Below are 24,643 nucleotides of genomic sequence, written 5' to 3'. Positions count from 1 at the left end.
TTTAATAAGGTGGCAGTGTCTGCCTAATAGCTTCGCTCATTACCCCAACAGTAACCATAACAGCCGATAATTTCCCCATCTTTGGAATGCTTGCAATTGCTCCTAAACAAAATGCCATGGCAAGTGTGATACTTGCATCCGGTGCAATTTCCAATAAGAATCTTCCGATACCTTTAAAGAAAATAGCCATCTCCTCTAGTGCCCATTGAGCAGTATCGTTACCAAGGCTCTCCCAAAAGCCAGGAAGGTCTTGATCTTTACCAAAATCTTTATAGAAGTCTGGTTCAGGTCTTGGTTCGGAAGGTCCTTCGAACATTGGGTTAATTTGAGAAGGTGGCTCGAATGGTTTAGGGGTAGAAGGTCCTTCAAACATTGGGGCATTAGTGCTTGAAACAGATACCCATCCGGTCTCTAATTTAATGTATCTCATATTAGTTCGGTGCCACGGAACGGATTGTATTCATGATCACTGGAATCCAGTTGATTGCAATAAAACCGATAGAAGCATACTTCATACGATCTAATCCACTAGCAGGCCGTCCAACGATACACTCCACACATCCCCAAACAAACATGATGTAACAAAGTGGATCCGCTAAAGAAATTAATAAATCTTTTACTGGTTCAAATGCAGAAGTAATAGTACTTACGCTTTGTGCACTAACTGTGTTTGCAGTTCCTATTGCAGTTACTCCAGCTGCAGTAAACAATGTTTTGTTACCAATATTCATTGTTGTCTTGACTGTTTCTATAGAAGGAACTCCATTAGCGAACAAAGGTTCAGGAAAAGTCCAAGTAATCGTGCTCATTAAATCGACCTCCACATGTTTTTCCACAGTATATGCAAGACAATGTGATTAAGATGTCATGAAACGTAATACAAAGTAATTATTTTTGGGCAATAAAAATACGCCTCCAATTAGAAGGCGCTCTATTCTTTTTATTTAGTTATATTGTTAATTTCCTCTTCCGTGAGGTACGTAGGTGCAAGCTTGCGTATTGCCATGGTGAGGATGGCGGGTCGCTTATAATCTGTGCCGTGTAAGTCTGTTAATTTGATTACTAATGCATCTAAAAGTTTAATATCCTTATCATCGAGACGAAAGCTGTAATTGTCTTTGGCCATTTAGAATTGCACCTCCTAAGTAATACAATACATATACATTGGATTACTTAAAAGGGGTATAAATCGTCGAAATTTGCGATAGGCAAGAACTCTCCCTTAAAACGCGGGTTAACCCACGTTATGCTACAACATCTAAAAAGATGACACAAATAAAGAAAAAATTGAAATTTAGTCATCTTTTTTAATTTCATTCCATACTATGTAATACATACGTCATACTATGCGTATAAATTTAAGGTAATTGTATTACGAACGTATTACTAAAATATGGAGGGAAAACATGAGTGAATTAGTGCTTGGGGTAGATGCAGGTAACTACTGGGCTAAGACAGCTGGAGCTTTTGGAGTGGATATGTTTCGTACTGCTATTTGTGATTGGTTCGAACGGGACTTTGTAGAGAAGTTCGGTGAAGATGATATGGAGTTCACTATCGATAAAAGGAGAGGATTTGCGGGATCCATTGCTGTTCAAGAAGATGTTTTTGGAGGCAGCGGTATGTATGGAGAAACTAAAGCACACGATGATACAAAAGTTCGTGTACTGCTAGCTCTCTACCGCTATATAAATATTTACTGTCCCAATATCCAAAGTGTAAGCATTGTTACAGGGCAGCCAATTGCTACTCATAAAGAGAGTGAAAAGAAGAAAATCCAGGATATGCTTCTAGGTACGCACGAGTTTATTGTTAATAACAGAAAACAAATTATTCATATAAAAAACGTGGGGATAGCTGCAGAAGGTTGTGGAGCATTTTGGAGTAGTCCAGTCTCAGGCGAGGTTCATATAATTGATATTGGAAGTGGAACTGTGAACCTTGCCACAATACACAATAAGCGTGTGATAAATAATAGTAGTCAGACGCTTAATTTTGGAATAGAGACCGTTGAAAGGGGGTTGGAATCTATAGCAACCGGTATTATTCGAGCAACTACCAAACTTAGATGGAAGAGATCAGCAAAGGTCTTTATTTGCGGAGGAGTTGCATCCGAAATATTAGACTATATCAAGGTGCACTATCATAATGCTAAAGTAATCCAACCATATATAAAGAGGTTAGATGGAGTGGAATTAGTCTTGCCTGTATTCGCTAATGCTATTGGCAATTATGAGCTTGCAAGGTTGACGTATAAATGAAAGATAGACATATTGGTCAAGTTAGTTTTAACTTGTTGGATGAATATGAAATAGGGTTGTTGAAGCATGCTACAAAAATAGAGAATGGTAAGTTTAGCAAGTACATTAAGAGATTGATCGAGAGAGATCGTGAAGGAAAGAAAGTAACCCATATTGCAAATCCTCAAGCTTTAATAATAGAAGAGGAAGAAGATGTACGTGCAGCTGGAGGATTTTTATAACAATTAAATTTTCAAGTTTAAAGTATTTAATGGTATTTGCTCCTAAGAATAGTATAATTATTCCATAAGAGCCAAGGAGGATTTGACTATGAACGAAAAGGTAAAGAAAAAAGGTGGATGTCTAAAATTATTTTTAATTGTTTTTGGTATTCTTGTATTGATAAGCGCATGCACTGCAGCCCTAACCGCTAACAGCCCAGAAAATGACGAAGAAAAGAAAACTGAAACTAGTACTGAATCCACATCCAATTCTATGGAGGGGGAAAAAGTAGAAGTTACCTCGGAAAAGGTAATTGCTATTGGAGAAGAGCTTAAAGTAGGCGATGTAGCCTTCAAGGTTAATGAATTTTCAGAAACAAAGGAAGTAACAGCCGGGAATGGAATGTTTAAGTACACTCCAGATGCAGAAGGAGCAATTTTCTTAGTAGTTAATGTTACCCTTCGAAATGACGGTAAGGAAATGATCAATACAGATTCGTCATTCTTCCAACTTAAGGCGGGGGACATAAAATATAGTCCATCTTCAATTTTAGTAGCTGATGAGAAATTTTTTGTTTTCGAAGGCATTAACCCTGGTTTAGGGCTAACAGGTAATATATTATTTGAGGTACCTCCTAGCCTTACTGGTCTAGAATTACAAGTTCAAACTGGTTTTTGGGGTACAGAGACAGGTTTAATAAAACTAAATTAAATATAAAAGTCACCTTCCAAGATAATTAAAGAAGGTGACTTTTATATTATAAAAAGATATAGTATTTAATAATTCCCAGTATTTAGGTGTAAACAAAGTCAGCGATTTAGTGTAAACAAAGTCACTAATGTAAACGTTTTGAATTTGAGACATGAGAACAATGTAAACCATTTTAAAATAGTTCTACTTTAAATAGTGTATAAATTGAAAGTTGCATTTATGTCTTAAGAAACATTAGGTTCTCCTTTTGCCTGGATATATTCCGTTCTAAATGGCACTCCTCCCGCATTTTCATAAAATAGTGCATGGCCATGATTAACAAAGTGGGCGCCAAGACCAGCTTTTTCTAGTTGCTCTGGTGTAGCGTCTTTCGTTAATTTATAAATCATCGTTGCTAGCATTTCCAGGTGAGAAAATTCTTCTGTTGAAATATCCGTAAGAAGGCCAATTACTTTATCTGGAACCGTGTACCGTTGATTCATATATCGTAGAGCGGCAGCGAGTTCTCCATCAGCACCACCATATTGCTCCATTAAATACCTAGCAAGCATTGGATTACATGTAGTTACTTCCACTGGATAAAGCAGTTTTTTTTCATAAACCCACATGGCGTTTCCCCTTTCTCATCGTTGCCATGGCCATGGAGGTGAATTCCATTGCCAGCCGACTTCAATTGCTTGTTTGGAAGGGACCGATGTTAATGAAAGTGGTCCGTATTTACTTTCATAGTGTCTACGAACTCTAGCTGCTTCCTTTATTGCGTTTCTCCACTGATTTCGTGCGTCCTCATCATCTGGATGTGTATCGGTATATAAGGTTAGCTCCACTACGACAAAATCCAGTTGCTGCACTTTTTTCAACAAGTTCCACTCATCGTCATACACATTCATGAAATTCCCTCCTCCCGAAAAAATCCATCGACAAATGCAGGCCAGAGGGACCCATGCATGAGCGCTTCCTCGGGAGAAAATTGAGGAAGACCAGGTTGTTGAAAGTTTGTGTAAACTTGGGGTGGTAATACAAATTTCTTTACTAACATAGGTGGGCAGGGGTCTCTTGGCGATACATAAGGCTTATAACTACCTCGGAACATTGAACGGTCCAAATGACATCACTCCTTCCGTTCATCCTATGTATGGAAAGGCTCGTCTGATTCGTAGTGGACAACGTCAAAAAAAAAGAAGGGAATTATCCCTTCTTACTAGTTAGGTAAACACCCAATATGGTGAAAAATCCTCCAACTAAATGAAACAATTGAATAGATTCCTCAATGAATAAAACGGCGAATACTGTAGCAAAAACAGGTATTAAATTCAAATAAATGCCGGCTTTATTCGCTCCTATTTTCACTACTCCTGTGTTCCATGAGAGGAAGGCGACGATGGAGGCAAAAATCCCTGTATAGAAAATAGCAGAAATAGATTTAATAGACCAGATTACATTAATGGCTGGATTCCATGTTTCATATAGGAAAAAAGGAAAAAGAATAATGATTCCCACTAAAATAGTTACTAGAAATGTAGAGTGAACAGGAAGCTTTTGTGCATATTGTTTTACTAAAGTGGAGTAAATACTCCAGCAAATAACCGCGGTAACTACTAACAAGTCTCCTCTATTAAATGACAACTCAAGGAAACTCTGAAAAGAACCTTTGGAGATGATACATAACAGTCCTACCAAAGAAATAAAGGTACCCAGTAATTGATTTTTATTTAGTCTCTCCTTAAAAAAAACAAAAGATATGATATAGATAAGGATTGGCGTTGATGTATTTACTAGGGATGCATTAATAGACGTTGTATAGTGCAAAGCTAAGTAAACAAGTGCAGTAAAACCAACAATTCCCGTTAAAGACATTGCTAATACAATTAGCCAATATCTCTTTATTAGCCTCCATTCCTTTTTCAGAGGTTTCCAAACAATTGGTAAAAAGATAATAAATGCTAAGCACCATCTTATAAAAGCAAATGTAAAGGGAGGTAATTCATCCGCAACAGCTCGTCCATATGCGAAATTCCCTCCCCATAGTAGAGTAGCGATTATTAGTAATGTAATAGGTGGAACACTATTCATGAACAAAACCCTTTTCTCAAAATGTAATTTATACCCCTAAAAAAAATAGAACGAGTGGGATGCTGATTATACTTATTAATGTCGTAACAAAGGTAGTGAAAGAAACGAGATCTGGTTCAGTGCCAAATTGGAGCGCAAGAAGTGTTGTATTCGCTGCAGTTGGCATTGCCGCTTGTATGATAAACACTGTTTTAATCAAATCATTAAGTGGCATGAAATAAACAATTACAACTGCAAGTAGAGGTGATACAACCATTCGTATAACTGTTACAGCTGAAACAAAACGATAAGCTACTTTTTTACGAGAAATAACTGCCAGCTGCATTCCAAGAACAAGCATAACAGTTGGGATAGAAGCATCTGCTACAAGGCTGATTCCTTCCATTATTACTTGAGGTATCGTAATGGACGTTAATTGTAAAACAATACCTGCAACAGCTGTGTAAATAACTGGCATACGTATTACTTTATGAACAGACTGCTTCCAAGTAGCTTTTTCTTCTCCTCCAAGAGAAGCAAAAAAGATTCCAAACGTATTTATGATTAGGCCATGTAAAACCATAATAACAACGGCATAATCAAACCCCACAGCACCTAAAGCAAAAAGTACAACTGGTGCCCCGTAATTACCGCTGTTTGGAAACACTGCTCCGAGTATGATTGCTGCATATTGAGGACGAGTAGTCTTCATTATGCGAGCAGTTATCCAGGAAACAAGCAATAGTGTAAAAGTAAGCAATAAACAAGCTAGTACAATATAAAAATAGTCTATCGTCAATTCATTCGTATAAAATGTCCGAAAAGCTAAGAATGGGGACATCAAATAAAGTGCGGCACTGGATATAGATTTAATGTCAAAGCCAATTAATCTTTGTCCTATATAGCCAATAAAAAATATTAAAAATACCGGTAAAATAATTAGTATTAATTCCAAAAAACTCACCTCTACAAATATATTACATTTATATATTAGGCAATGGCAATAACTTCTAGTAATTTATACTGGGCATCAGCATATATAGTAAGAGTGTAAAATAGGGGGAGGGTTTTTGCTGGGAAAAACATTCGAAGAGTCAGCGCTGTATGAGCTTCATTTCTGGTTGAAAGTGTTGGAGGACCACGGAAGATTTATTCATGATTCATTGGCTCCAAGTGAGAAGGAAAAAATTGAAGTCGCAAGTTCATTTATTAAAAGATTTAGCCAGTTACTTACTACTTCCAAACAATCCTTATCGAAACAGGAATTAATATCTTTGGCGGCTAAGGCGAAAACATCAAGTGAAAAAATACGTTCATTTAAATTATATTTATTAAAAGAACACTTAGTTGGTAATATTAAAATCGCTTTGCCACCAACTTTCATCAATCATATGGTCAATGAAGTAGAAGAAGCGATACGTGTGTTTTCCTACTTAGAAAAGGGTGAGAACGTTCCTATTGTACATCTACTGCACCATGATTTACTATGGCTATTAGATGCTGCCGGTCATGCAGGTGCAATAGATGCAAATTTGGATAGTGTAGAGAAAAAACTAAAAGAAAAAGGTCAACAATTTATGAAGGAATGGGAAGACTTCTATTTGAAAGCAGTTGAATTTGCTGGTTATTTACGTACCAATATTGAAAAGTTTCCAGCCTTAGATAAATTCCACGATGATGTAGAATTAGAAATGAAAATATTTAAGATGTTTCTAAAGGAATTAGAAGAAATGAGAATAAAAAAAGAAGCGCTTGGAACTTTTACGCCGCTCATGGCTGATCATATGGCGAGAGAAGAGACCTATTATTTAACAAAGCTAGCGCAGACCACATAAAAACCTCACTATTAGTGAGGTTTTTTTATTGGCAACTATTCCATAATGATTTATACCTTTAAACTTAGATATTTCCTGATATTCCTCGCTATTTCTGGAGGTACATATTCAGAGTAAGACGTTTAAAAAGTGTCTTGAGAGAAAAATTTGTAGAGTAGGCAGAAGAATTGACACTTTCAATATTATAATTTATAGTTATTTTGAATTCAAAATATGTCATAATGAGATATATTAATTCAAAGTAGAGGTAGTGATTAGGTTATGGGTTTTATAGACAAATTATTTGGTAGAACCAAAGAGGAGGAAATAGTAATGACAGCAGAAAAATTAAGAATTGGTATCGTAGTTGGTAGTGTACGTCAAGGACGTAATGCGGAAGCAGTTTCTAAATGGATGTATGACTTTGCTACAAAACGCAACGATGCAGATTATGAGTTAGTAGATCTTGTAGATTACAAATTACCATTCTTAGGGGAAGAACTTCCTGCAGATAGACAAGATGCTGCTAATACAGCAATTAAATCTTGGTCTGACAAAATGGCTTCATTTGATGGTTTCATTTTTGTAGCACCTGAGTATAATCATGCAATTGGTGGAGCTCTTAAAAATGCACTTGATTACCTTAAACCTGAAGTTGCAAACAAAGTAGCTGGTATGGTAGGTTACGGTAGCTTAGGTGGTACACGTGCACATGAAAATCTTCGTTTAATCTTAGGAGAACTTTCTGTAGCGGACGTTCGTACTGCAGTGACATTCTCACTTATGTCTGATTTTGAAAACATGAGCGTTTTCAAACCAGCTGAATACCATGCAGCAAATGCAAACCAAATGCTTGATGAAGTTCTTGCATGGGGCGGCGCTTTAAAAACAATTCGCTAATTTAAATAAAATACCTAAAAAATGCCAAGTTGAGTTTAATATTCAACTTGGCATTTTTTTGTATTTTATTGCTCTGATGATAGTGGAGCGGAGGCGCTTGCCTCACTCTGAGCCTCCTCTGGCCGTAGAAACAATTTTATCAAAGATGGAATTCTACATCTGCTTTCAAAATAATAGATTGACAATACATTAATAGAATTCTACTTTATTTCTTATCAAGACTGGCATTCGTGCCCTTCCAGCCGCTTGGTACGCTCTAAGTTGCATCTTNAATTAGAAATATTATATAAAAAGAGTTATAGTTTACTTACAAGCTTTTAATTAGGAATATCCGTCTTATAAAAAATTTTCTGGGGTGATGAATATGAATATTAAAGGGAAAATAGCGGTCGTAACTGGTGGTGCATCTGGTTTAGGGCTAGGAACAGTTACAAGTTTAGTAGAGCAAGGAGCAAAGGTTGTAATATTTGATATAAATGAAATCAATGCAAAAAAAGTATGTGATGAGCTGGGCCAAAACGTATTTTATTTCATTGTAAATGTGTCCGATCCAGAATCAGTGCAGTCAGCCATTCAACAAACAATCGAACGACACGGATCTATTCACATTTGTATTAATTGTGCGGGGGTTGGAACGCCACAAAAAACAATTGGGCGGTCAGGTGCAATGCCTCTAGAAAATTTTAAGCAAGTAATTGATATTAACTTAATAGGTACTTTTAATGTTTTAAGGCTAGCTGCTGCAGAAATGACTAAAAACGAGCCTCTAACTGATGGGGGAGAACGTGGAATCATTATTAATACTGCATCTGTTGCAGCTTTTGATGGTCAAATGGGGCAAGCGGCTTATGGTGCAAGTAAGGCAGGAGTAGCTGGAATGACATTACCTATTGCACGTGATTTGTCTTCTTATGGAATAAGAATAAACACGATTGCTCCAGGATTATTCCGCACACCAATGGCAGCGTCTTTACCAGATAAAGTAGTGGAAAAATTAGAGTCGATGGTCGAGTTTCCAAAACGGTTAGGACGACCAGATGAGTATGCATCACTAGTGAAGTTCATCATCGAAAATGAGTATATTAATGGTGAGGTGATTCGTCTTGATGGTGGGATTAGAATGTCACCGAGATAAGTACTAGTTTGGAAGGTTACTTACAAAGAGGGGTGGACAGAATAATGAGGGAAGTCGTGATAGTAGATGGGATCCGAACAGCGGTAGGGCGTAGAAAAGGGGTTTATGCTAATTATAGATCGGACGAACTTGCAGCAGTTGTTCTAGATGAGCTTGTAACACGTATAGGTTTAGATAAGGCGGAAGTGGAGGATGTAATCTTAGGATGTGTCACCCAATCAGGAGAACAAGGTGGTAATATTGCAAGAACTGCAGCGTTGATTGCAGGATTTCCAATTCAAGTGCCGGGTGTAACAATCGATAGACAATGCGGCTCCAGTCAGCAAGCGGTTCATTTTGCTTCACAAGCAATCGCATCTGGTGATATGGACATTGTGATTGCTGGAGGCGTAGAAAGTATGACGCGGGAGCCTATGTTTTCAAATATTGGAGATACTAAACCGAGTTCTAAACTAACCGAAAAATATGAAATTATCAATCAAGGATTATCTTCAGAAAGAATGGTAAAGAAGTGGAATTTAACACGGAATGAGCTGGATCAATATTCTTCTGATAGTCATAAAAAAGCATTAGAAGCAATTAAGAATGGTCACTTTAAAAAAGAAATTGTGCCGATTGAAATACTTCAAGAAGATGGTAGCGTCAAAATAGTTGATATTGATGAAGGGCCAAGGGATGGTTCAACGCCAGAAGTACTAAATCAATTAAAAACGGTATTTGATGAGGAAGGCGTAATTACTGCAGGGAATGCGAGTCAAATGAGTGATGGTGCTTCTGCTGTTTTACTTATGTCTCAAGAAAGGGCAAACCAACTCAGCCTAAGACCAAAAGCACGCATTGTTGCTAGAAGTGTAACAGGATCAGATCCTACGCTAATGCTAACGGGTCCAATTGAAGCTACTAAAAAAGTTTTGTTAAAAGCTGGACTGACGATTGGCGACATTGACACATATGAGGTAAATGAGGCATTTGCCCAAGTTCCACTTGTTTGGTTGAAAGAGACAGGGGCGGATCCAAAAAAATTAAACCCAGATGGAGGAGCAATCGCACTCGGACATCCATTGGGAGCAACTGGAACGAAGCTTTTAGTAACTATTTTGCATAGATTAGAACGTACTGGTGGTCGTTATGGGCTTCTAGCCATTTGTGAAGGAATGGGAATGGCCAATGCAACTATTATTGAACGGATAGAATAAGGGGGATTGAAATTGGCAAGATATCGTTTTGAAACGGAAGACCATGAAATATTTCGTCAATCGCTTCGGAAGTTCCTTCAAAAAGAAGCTGTCCCCTTTTACGATACTTGGGAGAAACAAAAAGCGATTCCTATTTCTTTTTGGAAGAGGCTAGGAGAGATGGGATTTCTCTGCCCCCAAGTGGAAGAGGAATTTGGAGGACTAGGGCTAGATTTTAGTTATAGTGTAATTATTTCTGAGGAGTTAGAGAGAGTTGGAACTAGTTTAGTAGGAGTCGGTCTACATAATGATATCGTCGTTCCATATATTGAGTCTTTTGGATCAAAGGAACAAAAGCAGCGTTGGCTCCCCAATTGTATATCAGGTGATTCGATTACAGCCATCGCAATGACCGAGCCAGGAACCGGATCTGACCTAGCTAATGTTCAAACGACTGCTATTTTGGATGATGAGCACTATGTGTTGAATGGTCAAAAGACGTTTATCACAAATGGTATTAACGGAAGTTTATTTTTGGTTGTTGTTAAAACAAATCCTAAAGCAGAACCAAAACATAAAGGTATAAGTCTGCTCATGGTAGAAGAAGGAACTCCCGGTTTTACAAAAGGTCGAAAACTCGATAAAGTAGGACTTCACGCACAAGACACTGCCGAATTATATTTCGAGGATTGTCGAGTACCAATTGGTAATTTAATTGGAGAAGAAGGGCATGGCTTTAGTTATTTGATGGAAAAACTACAACAAGAAAGGCTAGTAGTCGCTATTGCTGCACAAATTGCTTCCGAGGATATGTTGGAAATAACTATGGAATATGTGAAATCTCGTAAAGCATTTAGTAAGGCTGTGTCATCCTTTCAAAATACACAATTTAAACTAGCGGAGATGGCGACAAAAATAGAGCTAGGGAAATCATTCCTAGAGTCACTAATTGAGGACCATCTTGCAGGAAAAGACGTCGTGACAAAGGTGTCAATGGCTAAGTATTGGTTGACTGAAACGGCTCGTGAAATTTCCGTAGAGTGCATGCAATTACATGGAGGCTATGGCTATATGGAAGAATACAAAATAGCAAGAAGATATCGTGATATACCAGTCGCCTCTATTTACGCTGGTACTAACGAAATTATGAAGGTAATCATTGCAAAAAATTTAGGGTTATAAAAATTAGACCTTATTTCATTGTCTAAAGGACAGGGGAATGAGGTTCCTTATTGTTTGACATCAAAATAAAAAAGGCATATAATATCTTTAATTCAAGATAAACGAATTCAAAATAAAGTGGAATGGAGGAAACGATATGGGGGAGAATTTATCGTTAAAATCGTTTGTTGTTTTGATGAAAGCATCTAAATCTGTGCAAGATCGGACGAAAAAAGACATTAGTAGCTATGAAATGCATACATCTGAATTCACCGTGTTAGAAGCCCTATATAATAAAGGAAAACAAACGGTACGACAAATTTCAGATTCAGTGCTTATTAATTCGGGTTCCATCACTTACGTAATCGATAAATTAGAAACAAAGGGTTTATTAGAGCGATTAAATTGTAAAGAAGACCGTCGTGTTGTCTATATTCAAATTACGGAAGCTGGTAAACAATTTATGGATGAGATCTTTCCAAAGCATGTATCCGTAATTGAAGAAATCTTTTCAGGAATAACGAAAGAAGAAAAAGTTGTATTGATCGATTTATTAAAAAAAGTTGGAAAGAATAACAACAGTCACTAAATAATAAGAGAGGAAATTGTAAAATGAAAAAAACAGCAGGAATACACCATATTACGGCAATTGTAGGACATCCACAGGAAAATGTCGATTTTTATGGAGGGGTTTTAGGACTACGGTTAGTGAAGAAAACAATTAATTTCGATGACCCAGGAACATATCATTTATACTTCGGAAATGGTGGAGGAAAACCAGGGACTATTATTACATTTTTTCCATGGGTCGGCGCGTATCAAGGGAAAATTGGGGATGGACAAGTTGGTGTGACATCTTATGTGATACCAGTTGGGGCAATGCCTTTTTGGGAAAAAAGATTGGAAAAATTAGGTGTTCTTTTTAATAAGGAATCACGCTTTGGAGAAACTTATATTACATTGGAGGACCCACATGGCCTCCGGTTAGAACTAGTGGAAAGAGAAGATGGTGAAGCTAACAATTGGACTTTTGGTGATATCACCGCTGAAGTAGCAATTAAAGGTTTTGGTGGAGCAATATTGTTTTCATCACAACCAGAAAAAACTGCAAAAACTCTAGAAGAAGTGATGGGCCTTGAGAAAATTGCAGAAGAAGGTGATTTAATTCGTTTCAAATCAATTGGTGAAATCGGGAATGTGATCGATTTAAAAACGACATCTAGAGGCCGTGGGCAAATGGGTGTAGGCACAGTTCATCATATTGCTTGGAGAGCTGAAGATGATAAAGATCAACTAGATTGGCAGCAATATGTAGGCAATCATGGATATGGAGTAACCGAAGTAAAAGATAGAAACTACTTTAATGCAATCTATTTCAGAGAGCATGGAGAGATTTTATTTGAAATTGCAACGGATCCTCCAGGATTTGCTCATGATGAATCGCTTGAAACTATGGGCGAGAATTTAATGCTACCTTATCAATATGAAAAGTATCGAGAACGATTGAACAATGAGTTAATTCCAATCAAAATAAGAAACTTTGACTAATTTGAGGAGGAATCCCTTTGCTTTCCTTTGATCCGAAAAAAAGTACAGAAAGAGAAAATTATAAATTGGTAATCGGTAGTATAATTCCTAGACCGATTGCATTTGTAACCAGTTTGGCGAAAGATGGAACGATAAACGGTGCACCCTTTAGTTTTTTCAATATTGTTTCGTCTAATCCGCCAATGATTTCCCTTGCGATTCAGCGGAAAAATGGAGAACGAAAAGATACCGCACGAAACATTTTAGAAAGAAATGAGTTTGTTGTCCACATTGTGGATGAAGAAAATGTAGAAAAGATTAATATAACTGCTGTCTCGCTGCCTCCGAATGAAAGTGAAATCAAAAAAGCTGGGTTAACCTTGGCATCAAGTGAAATAATCGGTACTCCAGGAATCAAAGAAGCGAAAGTTAGGTTTGAATGCACTTTAGAGCAAATTATTGAGTTGGGTGATGGTCATTCTATTGGAACGGATCTCATTATAGGAAAAATAGTTCATTTTCATATAGATGAATCTATTTACGAAGACGGGAGAATTAATCATCAAACACTTGGAGCGGTTAGCCGTTTAGCAGGTTCTAACTACGCAAAAATTGGTGAAGTATTTTCGATAGAAAGACCAAAATAAGATAGATAAGATTACCTCCGAAGACCGAATGTCGGTATTCGGAGGTTTTTTTGCTCTTTATTTATATCGTATGTTACGATATAAATAAGTATTATTTAAGGGAGGATACAAAGGTGACCGAGCAAATAACGAGGCTAAATCAATATTGGACAGATATTTATTTTTATTTACATTATCCACATGAGGATAAAATCTCCCATCAGGCAGTACGTATACTTCAGCTTATAGAAAAAAAACAATTTGTTGGCGTGAATGATGTAGCTATTTTTTTACAAATTTCGCCTAATACAGCATCAGAACATGTAAAGAGATTATTGGAGAAAAAATATATTAAAAAAGAAAAGAGCGCCGAGGATCAAAGGAAAGTAAGTTTAACTTTAACTGAGCTAGGCAAAAGCGTGTTACATCGAAATACGAATTTGGATGAGGAAAAATTAAAAATAGTACTAGAGCAGCTATCGAACCAAGAAAGAATGATGATTGAGAAAGCGTTAGAAATATTAAGTAAGGGTGCGAATAAATGTATGTAATTGTGAAAATAATGATTTCTGCTATTTTAATAGGGATTGTAACAGAAGTTTCGAGAAGGTTTCCGACCTATGGCGGAATAATTGCTGCGCTTCCTTTAGTTAGCCTTTTAAGTATTATATGGTTATATGTACAAGGTGAACAAACTACTGTGTTAAGTAAGTTTGCATTAGGAGTTCTTTGGGGATTTCCTGCTACCGCAGTGATGTTGTTAATTGTTTATATCTCCTTACAAAATTCTCTTCATTTATTCGTGTCTATCGGATTAGGGATTTGTGGATGGCTTTTGTTTTTATTTGTACAAGACGTTACGATTGATTTTGTCAAAGGATTGCTCTAATTAGAAAGGCTGGCAAAGCGCCAGCCACAATTTTATAGATTTCCTGCGTGTTTCCATTTAGTAGGTGTTCCAGCTTTAGGGCAATTTGGGAATGTTGCTCCTGCTTCTAATTCTAATTCATCTCCGTCTTCATCTACATATTTACCGGATTCCGTTACCTTATCTCCAGAATTATGATAATGACTTTCCGAATGCTTCCAATAGGTCGAAATTTCCGATTCTGGGCAAGAAGGAAATTTATCGCCCTTATATAATGTTTTCGTAATACCAGCTTCGCAAGTGTATTCTCCTGTTTCTTTTACGATGTCGTCTGTTGAGTGTTCATATAGATGATTGGTCATATAATATTCCTCCTTCAATTAATAACGTATAATTTATTTACCCATGAAGTAATTAATAAAACATTAGGAAAACAAAATCATACAGCACGATTAAAGATATCAACAAGTTCTCCACAACTTGGAGCAAGAGAAAAGTGTGCGATCAAAATAAAATCACACACTTCAGACTATAGCCAAACTCGAATTTATTATATTGGATAGTTTAGATTTTCCGAAGCTTACCGCTCGCTTACCGCGGGCGAGCGCCGAGCCGCTTCGTCGCTACGCTCCTGCAGGGTCTCGTCTGTCTCGCTTTTCCCGCAGGAGTCGAGCGGACGCTTCTCCAAACCGATAAAATGCTACGTTATTATTTGTATATACTCAGGAAGAATAATATTGAGGTAATTGAAAATATGACACAATATTAACTTAATGAAGCTAACTGCCTTTTGTCTTCAATCCGAAAGAAATAATATCTCTAAATATTTTTTTGTGGGAAAAAAATATTCAAAATTAATGGTAGCCTTCAGTATTCACACAAAGTGAACTTGCTTTTACTATTTGAAAAATAGGAAGCCATATGTTGATTGAAACGGAGGACGGCGACTCCAGCGGGAACAGCGTGTCCAAGTGAGACCCCGAAGGAGCTTGCGACGAGGAGGCTCACGGACCGCCCGCGGAAAGCGTCCGCCCGTAGTGAAACTCAACTAAATAGTTTATCTATATTTATTGTAAGAAAAAAGACTGTAGTTCAAACACGAAGATATTCGAGTTTGTCCCCAGTCTAAAGTGTGCGATCAAAATTAAAATCACACACTTTTTATGTTAATTTATGAAGTTAACTCTTTTTTGGGGGGAAATGGTCGGTCTATTGAATAAACTAGTCGCTTTATATCTTATTTGGTTGCTCTTATCCACACTTTACCAACATATTTTATTTCCAAACGTCTTCTGCGATTTGAACGACATGGCGGATTTTTTCCCATTGTTCTTCTTCTGTAAGAATGTTTCCTTCCTCCGTAGAAGAGAAGCCGCATTGTGGACTTAAGCATAACTGTTCTAGAGGCACATATTTTGTTGCTTCTGCAATTCTTGCTTTTATTTGGTCCGAGTCTTCTAAAGCACCATGTTTGGAAGTAATTAAACCAAGTACGATATATAAATCAGAACGGTTCACATGACGAAGTGGTTCAAAGCTTCCAGAGCGCTCATCGTCAAATTCTAAGAAAAGACCGTCTACATTTAGTCCACCAAAAATCGTTTCCGAAACCAACTCATAGCTTCCGCTCGTAATATATGTAGAACGGAAATTACCACGACAAATATGCATAGTTACGAGCATATCATCAGGTCTTTTTGCGATGGATTCGTTGATGGCGCGTGCAGAAAGTTGAAGAGCATGCTCCAAATCTAAACCGCGTTCTTTTAAAGAAGCAATGCCTTCCTCAGAAAAAGAGGTTGCCCAAGATGTATCATCGATTTGTAGATATCGACAGCCCTCATCATATAATGCCTGAATTACGTCTTGATATGCAGCGATTAAATCATTGAATAAATCCTCGTCACTGCTATATACGCCTTCTTCAATTGTTGCTCTATAGTAAAGCATATTTGGGCTCGGGATAGTAAACTTAACAACGGAGTCTCCAGCAATACTTTTTAGAAACTTGAAGTGATCAATCATATAATGAGTGCTAAAACCGATCTTACCTGTTACTTTAATACCGTGTGCTCTAGTTTGTACTCCTTTAAAGGAGAGTCCTTTATCTGTTTCATAGAACTTTACTCCATCAAGGCCTCCTAGAAAGTCAAAATGCCACCATTTACGACGAAACTCACCATCTGTAATGGATTTTAACCCTGCCTCTTTTTGTTTTTCTACTAGTTTTATAATCTCTTCGTTTTCGATCTGTTTTAATTGATCTGCAGTAATTTCCTTATTTTCATATTGTAAACGAGCTTGTTTTAAACGTTCTGGACGTAAAAAACTTCCAACGTGATCTGCTTTAAAAGGCGCTTTAAGTACTAATTGATTTGTCATGTTAAATTCCAACTTTCTCTATTAGTTTTGCAGCTACTAGAAGTGCTTGGTCGAAGTCTGCTATTAAATCATCTACATTTTCTAAACCAACTGAGAATCGGAGTAATCCATCAGTGATTCCTCGTTTTTCCCGTTCCGCTTTCGGCATAGCGGCATGGGACATCTGGGCAGGGTGGGAAAGAATAGATTCCACTCCGCCAAGACTTACAGCGAAAACAGGAATCTGAACACTTTCAACAAATGCTTTTGCTATTGCTTGCGTAGGTAAACGGAAGGAGAGGACTGCCCCAGGGCTTGTTGTTTGCTGTGCATGAATTTCATATCCTGGATGGGATGTTAACCCTGGATAATAAACTTCTTCTACTAAAGAATGATTGTTTAAATAGGCAGCAATCTGTTGGGCTGAATCTGCTGATTTTTCAAATCGAACGCTCAACGTTTTAATTCCTTGAATAAGTGAAAATGAATCTTGGGCACCTAAAATCGCACCGAATGAATTTTGAAGGAATGCTAATCGTTTTCCAAGTTCCTCATCTTTTGTAACAGCTAGACCTGCAATTATATCACTGTGTCCTGATAAAAATTTAGTAGCGCTATGTAAAACTACATCTACTCCAAGGTCGAGTGGACGTTGGTAAAGTGGTGTCATAAATGTATTATCTAAAAAGGTTAGGCAATTGTTTGCTTTAGCGAGCTCCACGATTCGATTAATATCCGTTATACCTAGACATGGATTGGATGGTGTTTCTATATAAATCAATTTTGTATTGGAGCGAATCGCTGAAGCAACGGATTCTAAATCCGTAAAATCAACGAAAGTATGCTTAATTCCAATACGAGGCAATACCTCGGTTACAAAACGAAATGTCCCTCCATAGACATCTTCTGTAATAACAATATGATCACCTGCGGATAGGAGCATGAATGCGGAAGAGATTGCAGCAAGTCCGGAGGCGAATGCTAAACCTCGAGTACCACCTTCTAGTTCAGCAATCGTTTTTTCTAAAGCATCTCTCGTTGGATTTCCAGAACGGCTATAATCATATGGACCAAATTCATCAAAGCTCGCTTGATGGAAGGTAGAGGACAGATAAATCGGGACATTGACAGCACCAGTTTTTCGTTCTCCATGCCCACGAGTTGATGCCACTACAATACTCGTTTCTAACGACTCTTTATAGCCACTCATTTTACGGACACCTCACTTTCCAATAATGCAAAAACTTGTTTCAAGTCTTTTATTAAGTCCTCTGCCTCTTCAACACCGACAGAGAAGCGTAATAGGCTGTTATCTACACCACGTGCTGTACGTTCTTCTTCTGGAATTTCCGCGTGTGTTTGAGTTGCGGGATAGGTGATAAAACTTTCCACTCCTCCAAGGCTTTCTGCAAAAACGATTAATTGGAGGTTTTCAAGAAAGGGATTAATCCATTCACTTTTTTGTAAGCGGAAAGAAAGCATTCCGCCTTTTCCAGAATATAAAACATCCTTTACTGCAGATTCGGTTTGTAAGAATTCAGCAATCTTTTTTGCATTTGCATCATGCTGTTTCATACGTAAGTGAAGTGTTTTTAACCCCCTTATTAATAACCATGAATCAAATGGAGAAAGCACTGCACCTGCTGCATTATGATTTATTAGTAATTTTTCACCTATATCGGTGCCTTTAGAAACAACGAGACCAGCAAGAACATCGTTATGGCCGCCAATGTATTTTGTGCCGCTGTGAATAACAATATCGGCACCAAGTTCAATTGGGCGCTGTAAGTAAGGGGTTAAGAATGTATTATCCACGATTAATAATAAATGATGCTTTTTAGCTAATGTCGCATATTGCTCTATGTCGATTTCTTGCATTAACGGGTTAGTAGGCGTTTCTATAAAGATTGCTTTTGTGTTTTTAGTAATGAGGGCTTCTACTTCTTGAACAGTTTCAAACTTTGAATAGGATGTGCGTATATTGTAGGAATCTGCGTACTGATTAAATAAGCGATAAGTCCCGCCATAAAGATCCTCTGGGGCAATCAGTTCATCTCCTGATTTAAATAGAGATAATACCAATTGAATTGCAGCCATACCAGAACTACAGGCAAATCCCGCTTTTCCAGCTTCTAGCTTCGCGATGCCTTCTTCTAATATAGCTCTTGTCGGGTTTTTTGTACGTGTATAGTCATAACCAGTTGATTGACCAAGTCCGGCATGCTTGTAAGCGGTAGATAAATAGATTGGTGGATTTACAGCTCCTGTCTTCGAATCACTATGGTTCCCTAATTGTACTAGCTGAGTTTCTATACTCTTTTTAGACATCATTATTCATCCTTTACTATTAAATTATAAATGCGCTAGCGCCTATGTTTGCCCCAACAAGCAAATGTGAAAAGAATGCATCTTAAGTTCACCTCATCCTGTAGTAAAGGATGCATGACCCTCATCTCCGAGCCCAGAAGACCTAGGAGGCAGCTTTTCAGCCACCACAAAAGTTTTTGCCGTCTGTGTTTGTGACGAGTTTAAGCAGGAGCAAGGTTCTTCTGCGACGAGCTTTGCGCAGGAGCAAGGTTCCTCTGCGACGAGCTTTGCGCAGGAGCAAGGTCCTTCTGCGATGAGCTTTGCGCAGGAGCAAGGTTCCTTCTGCGACGAGCTTTGCGCAGGAGCAAGGTTCCTTCTGCGACGAGCTTTGCGCAGGAGCAACTATTTCACATATAACCTCGAGGGGCAGTGCGCTGGAGTCTGCCAAAAATAAAAAAAGAGGATTCTCTAATAAGAAGAGAATCCTCAATAAAATACTGAAGTTAGTCTTCTTATCTTCAAGACGTAGAACGTCTATTGGAATTAGCACCACACCTTTATTCGGCTGGTTGCTGAGACATCTTCGGGCCAATCCCTCCGTCTCTCTTGATAAGAAATAAAATATAAAATTTTCAAAAAATTAATTTAGGTAAGTTTATCACGGGATGAATTTTTATACAAGGTCTTTTTTTATGTGTATTTCTAAATAGTACAATAGGAGGTGCTTAATTTTTCGGTATAGCAACCCAATGTTCTTTGGAGACTTCTACTAATTCTGATTGTGATAATTGGTATCGATCTATTTCCCGATTTTCTTCCATTAGGGATCGTTTTTTCTTTGCTTCAATTTTAGGATCTGGAATTGGAATTGCTGCTAATAATGATTTTGTGTATGGGTGCAATGGGTTAGAGTACAATTCTTCACTTTCTGCAAGCTCGACAATTTTTCCTGCATACATAACTGCGACTCTATCACTAATATGCTTGACCATCGATAAATCGTGGGCGATAAAGAGATAGGTAAGCCCCAACCGATGTTGAAGGTCCTCAAGTAATTCAACAATTTGTGCTTGGATAGAAACATCTAATGCGGATAATGGTTCATCACAAACAATAAAGTCAGGTTCTACTGCAAGTGCTCGAGCAATTCCTATTCTTTGTCGCTGCCCACCTGAAAACTCATGTGGATACCGCATTGCATGCTCTGGTTTTAATCCAACCATTACAAGCAATTCTTCTACTCTATTTTTTCTTTCCTCATTATTTTTACTCAACTGATGAATATCTAATGCTTGCCCTATAATATCAAGGACTTTAAAGCGTGGGTTTAAAGACGAATAGGGATCTTGAAAGATCATTTGCATATGACGTCGCATTGTTTTCAATTCATTTTTGTTTAATCTGTTAATGGCTATACCTTGATATAATATGTCTCCATCTGTCGGCTCGTGAAGTCTTAAAACAGCTCTACCGGTTGTAGACTTTCCTGATCCAGATTCTCCAACTAAGCCTAACGTTTCTCCCGGTTTTATGAAAAAGCTGATATCATCGACTGCTTTTAATACATTGCCTTTTCCAGTATTGAAATGTTGTTTAAGAGACCTAACATCGAGTAATGGTTTTCCTTCTTCTATTCCAATGGAGCGAAGAGGGGGACGTTTAGGTTTTTTCTTTTGATCCAGACGAGGAAGGGCATGGAGCAATCTTTTGGTATAAGCATGTTGAGGGTTTTCAAAGATCTCTTCTGTTGTTCCAGTTTCAACAATTTCCCCATCCTTCATCACTGCAACCCTGTCACACATACCTGCGACAACTCCTAAATCATGGGTGATCAAAATAATGGATGTTCCAAAACGTGTCTGCATATCTTTCATCAGATTTAATATTTGTGCTTGAATCGTTACATCTAGTGCTGTAGTCGGTTCATCTGCAATTAGTAAAGTAGGTCGACATGCAAGTGCAATTGCAATCATGACACGTTGACGCATTCCCCCAGAAAATTCATGTGGATATTGATTAAAACGTTCTTCACTATTTTTAATGCCTACAAGTTTAAGTAGTTCAACTGCTTGCTTGTATGCTTCCTTTTTAGATAACTTTTGATGTTTAATTAAGCTTTCAGCGATTTGCTTTCCAATTCGGATAGTAGGGTTTAGAGAGGTCATAGGATCTTGGAAAATCATACTAATATCTCTTCCACGAATACTTTCCATTTCTTTTTCTGATTTATTTACCAGATTTTCACCGAGGAACTCAATTTCTCCGTTTTTCAACAAGGAGGGAGGTGAGGGAAGAAGTCTCATAATGGAACGGGCAGTAACACTTTTTCCGCTACCAGATTCTCCAACAATACCTAAAGTTTCTCCTTTCTTCACGTCAAAACTGACACCTCGTACAGCTTCAAATTCTTTGTCGCTGGTTAGAAACGAGATATGTAGATCTTTTACTTTTAAAACCGTCTCCAACATAAACACCTTCCTAATTCTATATGTAATTAATTAAAATCCATTGACTTAATAAAAGTTCGAATCTATACTATACTATACCACTTGGATTTATACAATATAGGAAAGGAGGTAAATAGTCGTTGGGGTTAAATAAAGAGCCATCCGTCAATTTTGATATATCCGATCATCTTGCATTCATTTTCGGGAAATTGATGAAGAGAGCGCCGTTTAGATTCTTGTTGATAATTTTAGGATTTCCGTTGCATTTTATCACTTTTTTCTATTATCAATTGAAAAAGAAGAACGATACATATTCTATTATTTATGAAAAAATGAATGCTTCCTTGAAAAATTCGGGTCTTAAAGAAGAGCTGAAGAGAGAATTTGCAGACCAATATGTGCGCAAGCATGCTTTCTTTAGTGAAAAAGTAAATGAACAGGAAATGGAGAGAGAAGTAGAAAAGCTTGCAGAGGAAAGATACACAAAAGTACTCTCTGAAAAGATAGAGGAACAATATGAGCAAAATGGATTAAAAAAGCTAACCTATGTTTCCTTTTTTCAAAGTTTACTTAATAAAAAGGCATTTTTAGTTGTTTCATGTATTCCCGGAATACTTATGTATCTATTACTTATTTTTTATAGTAATGCTTTTGTTAAGTTTATCTTTGAACGACTAATTATGAGTATATTTGTTATAGCAGGTGTATCCATTCTAGTATTTACTATTCTATACTTATCTCCTTTTGATCCTGCAGCTAATATCTTGGGAGAAGCAGCGACGAAAGAGCAAATTGCAGCTTTCAATCAGATGCATGGTTTGGATCAGTCTTACTTAGCTCAATTATGGGATGCAATAAAAGGAATAGCTATGTTTGATTTAGGAGCTTCTTTTACTGGAAATGAAGAAGTAGCCACAAGTATTGCGAATAAATTCCCAATAACTTTAAATATTGCAATTTTTTCATTGTTAATGGCGATTGTTATTGCAATACCAGTAGGAATAATTTCAGCTACTAGACAAAATACGTTTTTAGATTATTCTTTTATGTTTATTGCTTTAATTGGATTATCTATTCCAAACTTTTGGCAAGGTTTAGTATTTATTTTAAATTTCTCGATTAAATTGCAGTGGTTACCTGCAACTTATAATCCTCAAAATTTGTTGTCGATCATTATGCCGGTCATTGTTCTTGGAACTGGACTGACGGCATCTGTTGCAAGGATGACACGATCCTCCATGTTAGAAATCATTAATGAGGATTATATTATTACAGCAAAAGCCAAGGGGCTAAATGAAAGACAGGTACTTTGGAAGCATGCAGTTGGAAATGCGATGATTCCTATTATTACAGTAATTGGTTTACTGTTTGGAGATATGCTCGGAGGAGCAGCAGTAACCGAGAAAGTATTCAATATTAGTGGTATAGGAAGTTATATTGTTGATAAACAATTCGTTCCAGATATACCAGCGATTATGGGTGGGGTAATTTATATTGCCATAACAATTTCTTTAGTAAATGTGCTCATCGATATTTTGTATGCGTTTTTTGATCCCCGCATTCGATCTAAGATGAAGCAACTGTAAAGAGAAGTAGGTGTAAAGGTGATTTCAAATCAAAAACATGCGTTGAAGTTATCCCGAGATTATACACAAGCAAACTTTGCATGGATTCTTTCTCTTATCGTGACCCTTCTTTTATTAGTAAACAGTTTCAACTTTAAAGAGGGGACGTTGAAGGGTGCTGTTTTTACTGTATTTCTTGTTTATTTTGTATTTACAGTTTTTCAACTTTTCCTTACATGGAAAATGAAGAGGGACCTTTTGAGTACAGGTGAGATACAAAGCAAAACAAGAAAACTCGGCTATATTCAACTTCTTAGCATATTGAGTGCAAATATATTTATAGCTTCATTTGCATTTAACATAATAAAAAAGAAAAAAACACCAGAGTACACTTTTGCTGTGTATATGTTGTTAACACAAATATCTATCCTAGCTATTTCATCCCTCAATTTGTATAAACCATATGTGACAGATACCTTTTTACCGGCAATGGGCATTTTGATAGGAATATTAATATTCCAAGTCATAACGCTAGTTCTCGTGTCCAAACATGTGGAAGATAACTTAGCACCGTCATGGATGATGGCTATTGCCATTCTGTTAATAATTACTTCCCTAACGGGAAATATATTTAACTTATTATTAGGTATTAGTTTAATTGTAAAAGTACGTAGTCATGATCAATCTAGAATTCTGAAGTGGAATACGATGTGGAGCAAAATTACTCGCAACTCAACGGCAATATTAGGAATGTTTTTTATCATTCTAATGTTTTCATTGTCGGTTTGCAGTAAATTCACGTTTGATTATGATATGGCTGTTGAGAATAATTACGGAGAATTACTTCAAAATCCTAGTCTGGAGCATCCATTTGGTACAGATAATTTTGGACGAGATTTGTTTTCAAGAATTGTCTTTGGAGCGAGAATTTCACTTATTGTTGGATTTGCTTCCACGATAATTCCAGCGATTATTGGTGGATTTTTAGGAGCTTTAGCAGGATATTATACGAAACGTGCAGATAATGTGATTATGCGTCTTCTAGATATTTTGTACGCTATTCCTGGAATTTTACTTGCCATAGCTATTATTGCTGCATTTGGGGCAAACACTATGAATCTAATTTTGGCATTAAGTGTCGGATCAATTCCGACCTATGCTCGAACGATGAGAGCTAACGTACTAATGGTTTCGAACTATGAATTTGTCGATTCTGCTCGTGCACTTGGTTCGTCTGATTTGTCTATTATTTTTAAGCAAATCGTTCCGAACTCGCTAGCCCCAATGATTGTGAAGGCAACCTTGACAATTGGAGGAGCCGTCATCGCTACTAGTAGCTTGAGTTTCCTAGGTCTTGGAGTGGAACCACATATTCCAGAATGGGGAAATATTTTAAAAATAGGAAGTACCTATCTTGAATCACATTCGTATCTTGCTGTAATACCAGGGCTTGCTATTATTGGCCTAGTATTATCCTTCAACTTTTTAGGTGATGGGTTACGAGATGCTTTTGATCCAAGAATGGATTAAAA

Annotated in this window: 27 protein-coding genes, 1 pseudogene and 1 riboswitch; of the genes and pseudogenes, 15 read left to right on the top strand and 13 right to left on the bottom strand. The window is 37.2% G+C overall.

Annotated features, from left to right (window positions below; genetic code table 11):
* Window position 1 precedes the first annotated feature (1 nt).
* From AN959_RS03430 to AN959_RS03420, 3 genes are all read right to left on the bottom strand, one after another.
* A complete protein-coding gene (locus AN959_RS03430; RefSeq protein ID WP_056828282.1) occupies window positions 2–430 on the bottom strand; it encodes a hypothetical protein in 429 nt (142 codons plus the stop codon).
* A gap of 1 nt (window position 431) precedes the next feature.
* Complete coding sequence (locus AN959_RS03425; protein WP_056828280.1) at window positions 432–809, bottom strand: hypothetical protein; 378 nt, start codon at window positions 807–809, stop codon at window positions 432–434.
* A gap of 131 nt (window positions 810–940) precedes the next feature.
* Window positions 941–1,126, bottom strand: a complete 186-nt coding sequence (locus AN959_RS03420; protein WP_056828278.1) for a hypothetical protein — start codon at window positions 1,124–1,126, stop codon at window positions 941–943.
* Between the two features lie 280 nt (window positions 1,127–1,406).
* Between AN959_RS03420 and AN959_RS03415 the strand changes: the two genes are divergently transcribed.
* The 3 genes from AN959_RS03415 (at window position 1,407) to AN959_RS03405 (ending at window position 3,173) form a co-directional block, all read left to right on the top strand.
* Window positions 1,407–2,261 (top strand): ParM/StbA family protein, encoded by an 855-nt coding sequence (locus tag AN959_RS03415; protein ID WP_056828276.1) that lies wholly within the window; start codon window positions 1,407–1,409, stop codon window positions 2,259–2,261.
* Complete coding sequence (locus tag AN959_RS03410; RefSeq protein ID WP_056828274.1) at window positions 2,258–2,482, top strand: hypothetical protein; 225 nt, start codon at window positions 2,258–2,260, stop codon at window positions 2,480–2,482. Before AN959_RS03415 ends, AN959_RS03410 begins: the two co-directional genes overlap by 4 nt.
* Before the next feature lie 88 nt (window positions 2,483–2,570).
* On the top strand, window positions 2,571–3,173 hold the full coding sequence (locus tag AN959_RS03405) for a DUF4352 domain-containing protein (protein ID WP_056828272.1): 603 nt from the start codon (window positions 2,571–2,573) through the stop codon (window positions 3,171–3,173).
* A gap of 236 nt (window positions 3,174–3,409) precedes the next feature.
* On the opposite strand, the pseudogene AN959_RS03400 reads toward AN959_RS03405, so the two are convergent.
* The 5 genes and pseudogenes from AN959_RS03400 to AN959_RS03380 form a co-directional block, all read right to left on the bottom strand.
* Window positions 3,410–3,781, bottom strand: a pseudogene (locus AN959_RS03400) (manganese catalase family protein); the annotation flags it as partial.
* 15 nt (window positions 3,782–3,796) lie between these two features.
* Entirely contained in the window at window positions 3,797–4,063 is a 267-nt protein-coding gene (locus tag AN959_RS03395) for a spore coat protein CotJB (RefSeq protein WP_056828270.1), read from the bottom strand.
* Window positions 4,060–4,266, bottom strand: a complete 207-nt coding sequence (locus AN959_RS03390; protein ID WP_053592203.1) for a spore coat associated protein CotJA — start codon at window positions 4,264–4,266, stop codon at window positions 4,060–4,062. The genes AN959_RS03395 and AN959_RS03390 overlap by 4 nt, the downstream gene beginning before the upstream one ends.
* 95 nt (window positions 4,267–4,361) lie before the next feature.
* On the bottom strand, window positions 4,362–5,246 hold the full coding sequence (locus tag AN959_RS03385; protein WP_056828268.1) for a DMT family transporter: 885 nt from the start codon (window positions 5,244–5,246) through the stop codon (window positions 4,362–4,364).
* Window positions 5,247–5,274: 28 nt separating this feature from the next.
* On the bottom strand, window positions 5,275–6,189 hold the full coding sequence (locus tag AN959_RS03380; RefSeq protein ID WP_371256469.1) for an AEC family transporter: 915 nt from the start codon (window positions 6,187–6,189) through the stop codon (window positions 5,275–5,277).
* Between the two features lie 109 nt (window positions 6,190–6,298).
* Between AN959_RS03380 and AN959_RS03375 the strand changes: the two genes are divergently transcribed.
* The 10 genes from AN959_RS03375 (at window position 6,299) to AN959_RS03330 (ending at window position 14,452) form a co-directional block, all read left to right on the top strand.
* A complete protein-coding gene (locus AN959_RS03375; RefSeq protein WP_056829118.1) occupies window positions 6,299–7,060 on the top strand; it encodes a DUF2935 domain-containing protein in 762 nt (253 codons plus the stop codon).
* Between the two features lie 312 nt (window positions 7,061–7,372).
* The gene (locus AN959_RS03370) at window positions 7,373–7,939 is read left to right on the top strand and encodes an NADPH-dependent FMN reductase (RefSeq protein ID WP_056828265.1); all 567 of its coding nucleotides are present in this window, start codon (window positions 7,373–7,375) and stop codon (window positions 7,937–7,939) included.
* A 364-nt stretch (window positions 7,940–8,303) separates the two neighbouring features.
* Window positions 8,304–9,074, top strand: a complete 771-nt coding sequence (locus tag AN959_RS03365; RefSeq protein WP_056828263.1) for a 3-hydroxyacyl-CoA dehydrogenase — start codon at window positions 8,304–8,306, stop codon at window positions 9,072–9,074.
* A 44-nt stretch (window positions 9,075–9,118) separates the two neighbouring features.
* Window positions 9,119–10,270: a thiolase family protein gene (locus AN959_RS03360; protein ID WP_056828261.1), complete on the top strand. Its 1,152-nt coding sequence runs from the start codon at window positions 9,119–9,121 to the stop codon at window positions 10,268–10,270.
* A 12-nt stretch (window positions 10,271–10,282) separates the two neighbouring features.
* Window positions 10,283–11,431, top strand: coding sequence for an acyl-CoA dehydrogenase family protein (locus AN959_RS03355; protein WP_056828252.1), 1,149 nt, complete (start codon window positions 10,283–10,285; stop codon window positions 11,429–11,431).
* A 136-nt stretch (window positions 11,432–11,567) separates the two neighbouring features.
* Complete coding sequence (locus AN959_RS03350; RefSeq protein WP_053590652.1) at window positions 11,568–11,999, top strand: MarR family winged helix-turn-helix transcriptional regulator; 432 nt, start codon at window positions 11,568–11,570, stop codon at window positions 11,997–11,999.
* Between the two features lie 23 nt (window positions 12,000–12,022).
* Window positions 12,023–12,958 (top strand): ring-cleaving dioxygenase, encoded by a 936-nt coding sequence (locus AN959_RS03345; RefSeq protein WP_056828251.1) that lies wholly within the window; start codon window positions 12,023–12,025, stop codon window positions 12,956–12,958.
* Window positions 12,959–12,975: 17 nt separating this feature from the next.
* Entirely contained in the window at window positions 12,976–13,584 is a 609-nt protein-coding gene (locus AN959_RS03340) for a flavin reductase family protein (protein ID WP_056828249.1), read from the top strand.
* Window positions 13,585–13,697: 113 nt separating this feature from the next.
* On the top strand, window positions 13,698–14,114 hold the full coding sequence (locus tag AN959_RS03335) for a MarR family winged helix-turn-helix transcriptional regulator (protein WP_056828247.1): 417 nt from the start codon (window positions 13,698–13,700) through the stop codon (window positions 14,112–14,114).
* Window positions 14,105–14,452, top strand: a complete 348-nt coding sequence (locus AN959_RS03330) for a DUF3147 family protein (protein WP_053590649.1) — start codon at window positions 14,105–14,107, stop codon at window positions 14,450–14,452. The genes AN959_RS03335 and AN959_RS03330 overlap by 10 nt, the downstream gene beginning before the upstream one ends.
* Before the next feature lie 32 nt (window positions 14,453–14,484).
* Here the strand turns inward: AN959_RS03330 and AN959_RS03325 are convergent, their stop codons facing one another.
* From AN959_RS03325 to AN959_RS21945, 5 genes are all read right to left on the bottom strand, one after another.
* The gene (locus tag AN959_RS03325; RefSeq protein WP_053590648.1) at window positions 14,485–14,793 is read right to left on the bottom strand and encodes a hypothetical protein; all 309 of its coding nucleotides are present in this window, start codon (window positions 14,791–14,793) and stop codon (window positions 14,485–14,487) included.
* A 913-nt stretch (window positions 14,794–15,706) separates the two neighbouring features.
* Window positions 15,707–16,813 (bottom strand): 5-methyltetrahydropteroyltriglutamate--homocysteine S-methyltransferase, encoded by a 1,107-nt coding sequence (locus AN959_RS03315; RefSeq protein ID WP_056828243.1) that lies wholly within the window; start codon window positions 16,811–16,813, stop codon window positions 15,707–15,709.
* A 1-nt stretch (window position 16,814) separates the two neighbouring features.
* Entirely contained in the window at window positions 16,815–18,002 is a 1,188-nt protein-coding gene (metC, locus tag AN959_RS03310; RefSeq protein WP_056828242.1) for a cystathionine beta-lyase, read from the bottom strand.
* Window positions 17,999–19,120 (bottom strand): methionine biosynthesis PLP-dependent protein, encoded by a 1,122-nt coding sequence (locus tag AN959_RS03305; RefSeq protein WP_056828240.1) that lies wholly within the window; start codon window positions 19,118–19,120, stop codon window positions 17,999–18,001. The genes metC and AN959_RS03305 overlap by 4 nt, the downstream gene beginning before the upstream one ends.
* Window positions 19,121–19,608: 488 nt before the next feature.
* Window positions 19,609–19,715: riboswitch (SAM riboswitch) on the bottom strand.
* A 109-nt stretch (window positions 19,716–19,824) separates the two neighbouring features.
* The gene (locus AN959_RS21945) at window positions 19,825–21,567 is read right to left on the bottom strand and encodes an ABC transporter ATP-binding protein (protein WP_172794305.1); all 1,743 of its coding nucleotides are present in this window, start codon (window positions 21,565–21,567) and stop codon (window positions 19,825–19,827) included.
* Between the two features lie 191 nt (window positions 21,568–21,758).
* Here AN959_RS21945 and AN959_RS03295 point away from each other — a divergent pair, with 191 nt between their 5' ends.
* Window positions 21,759–23,132: an ABC transporter permease gene (locus AN959_RS03295; protein ID WP_082460818.1), complete on the top strand. Its 1,374-nt coding sequence runs from the start codon at window positions 21,759–21,761 to the stop codon at window positions 23,130–23,132.
* A gap of 18 nt (window positions 23,133–23,150) precedes the next feature.
* The gene (locus AN959_RS03290; RefSeq protein ID WP_056828236.1) at window positions 23,151–24,641 is read left to right on the top strand and encodes an ABC transporter permease; all 1,491 of its coding nucleotides are present in this window, start codon (window positions 23,151–23,153) and stop codon (window positions 24,639–24,641) included.
* The last annotated feature ends 2 nt before the right edge of the window (window positions 24,642–24,643 follow it).

It is taken from the genome of Psychrobacillus sp. FJAT-21963, from assembly GCF_001420585.1.
Taxonomy (GTDB): domain Bacteria; phylum Bacillota; class Bacilli; order Bacillales_A; family Planococcaceae; genus Psychrobacillus.
This window is presented reverse-complemented; position numbering and strand designations above follow the sequence as displayed.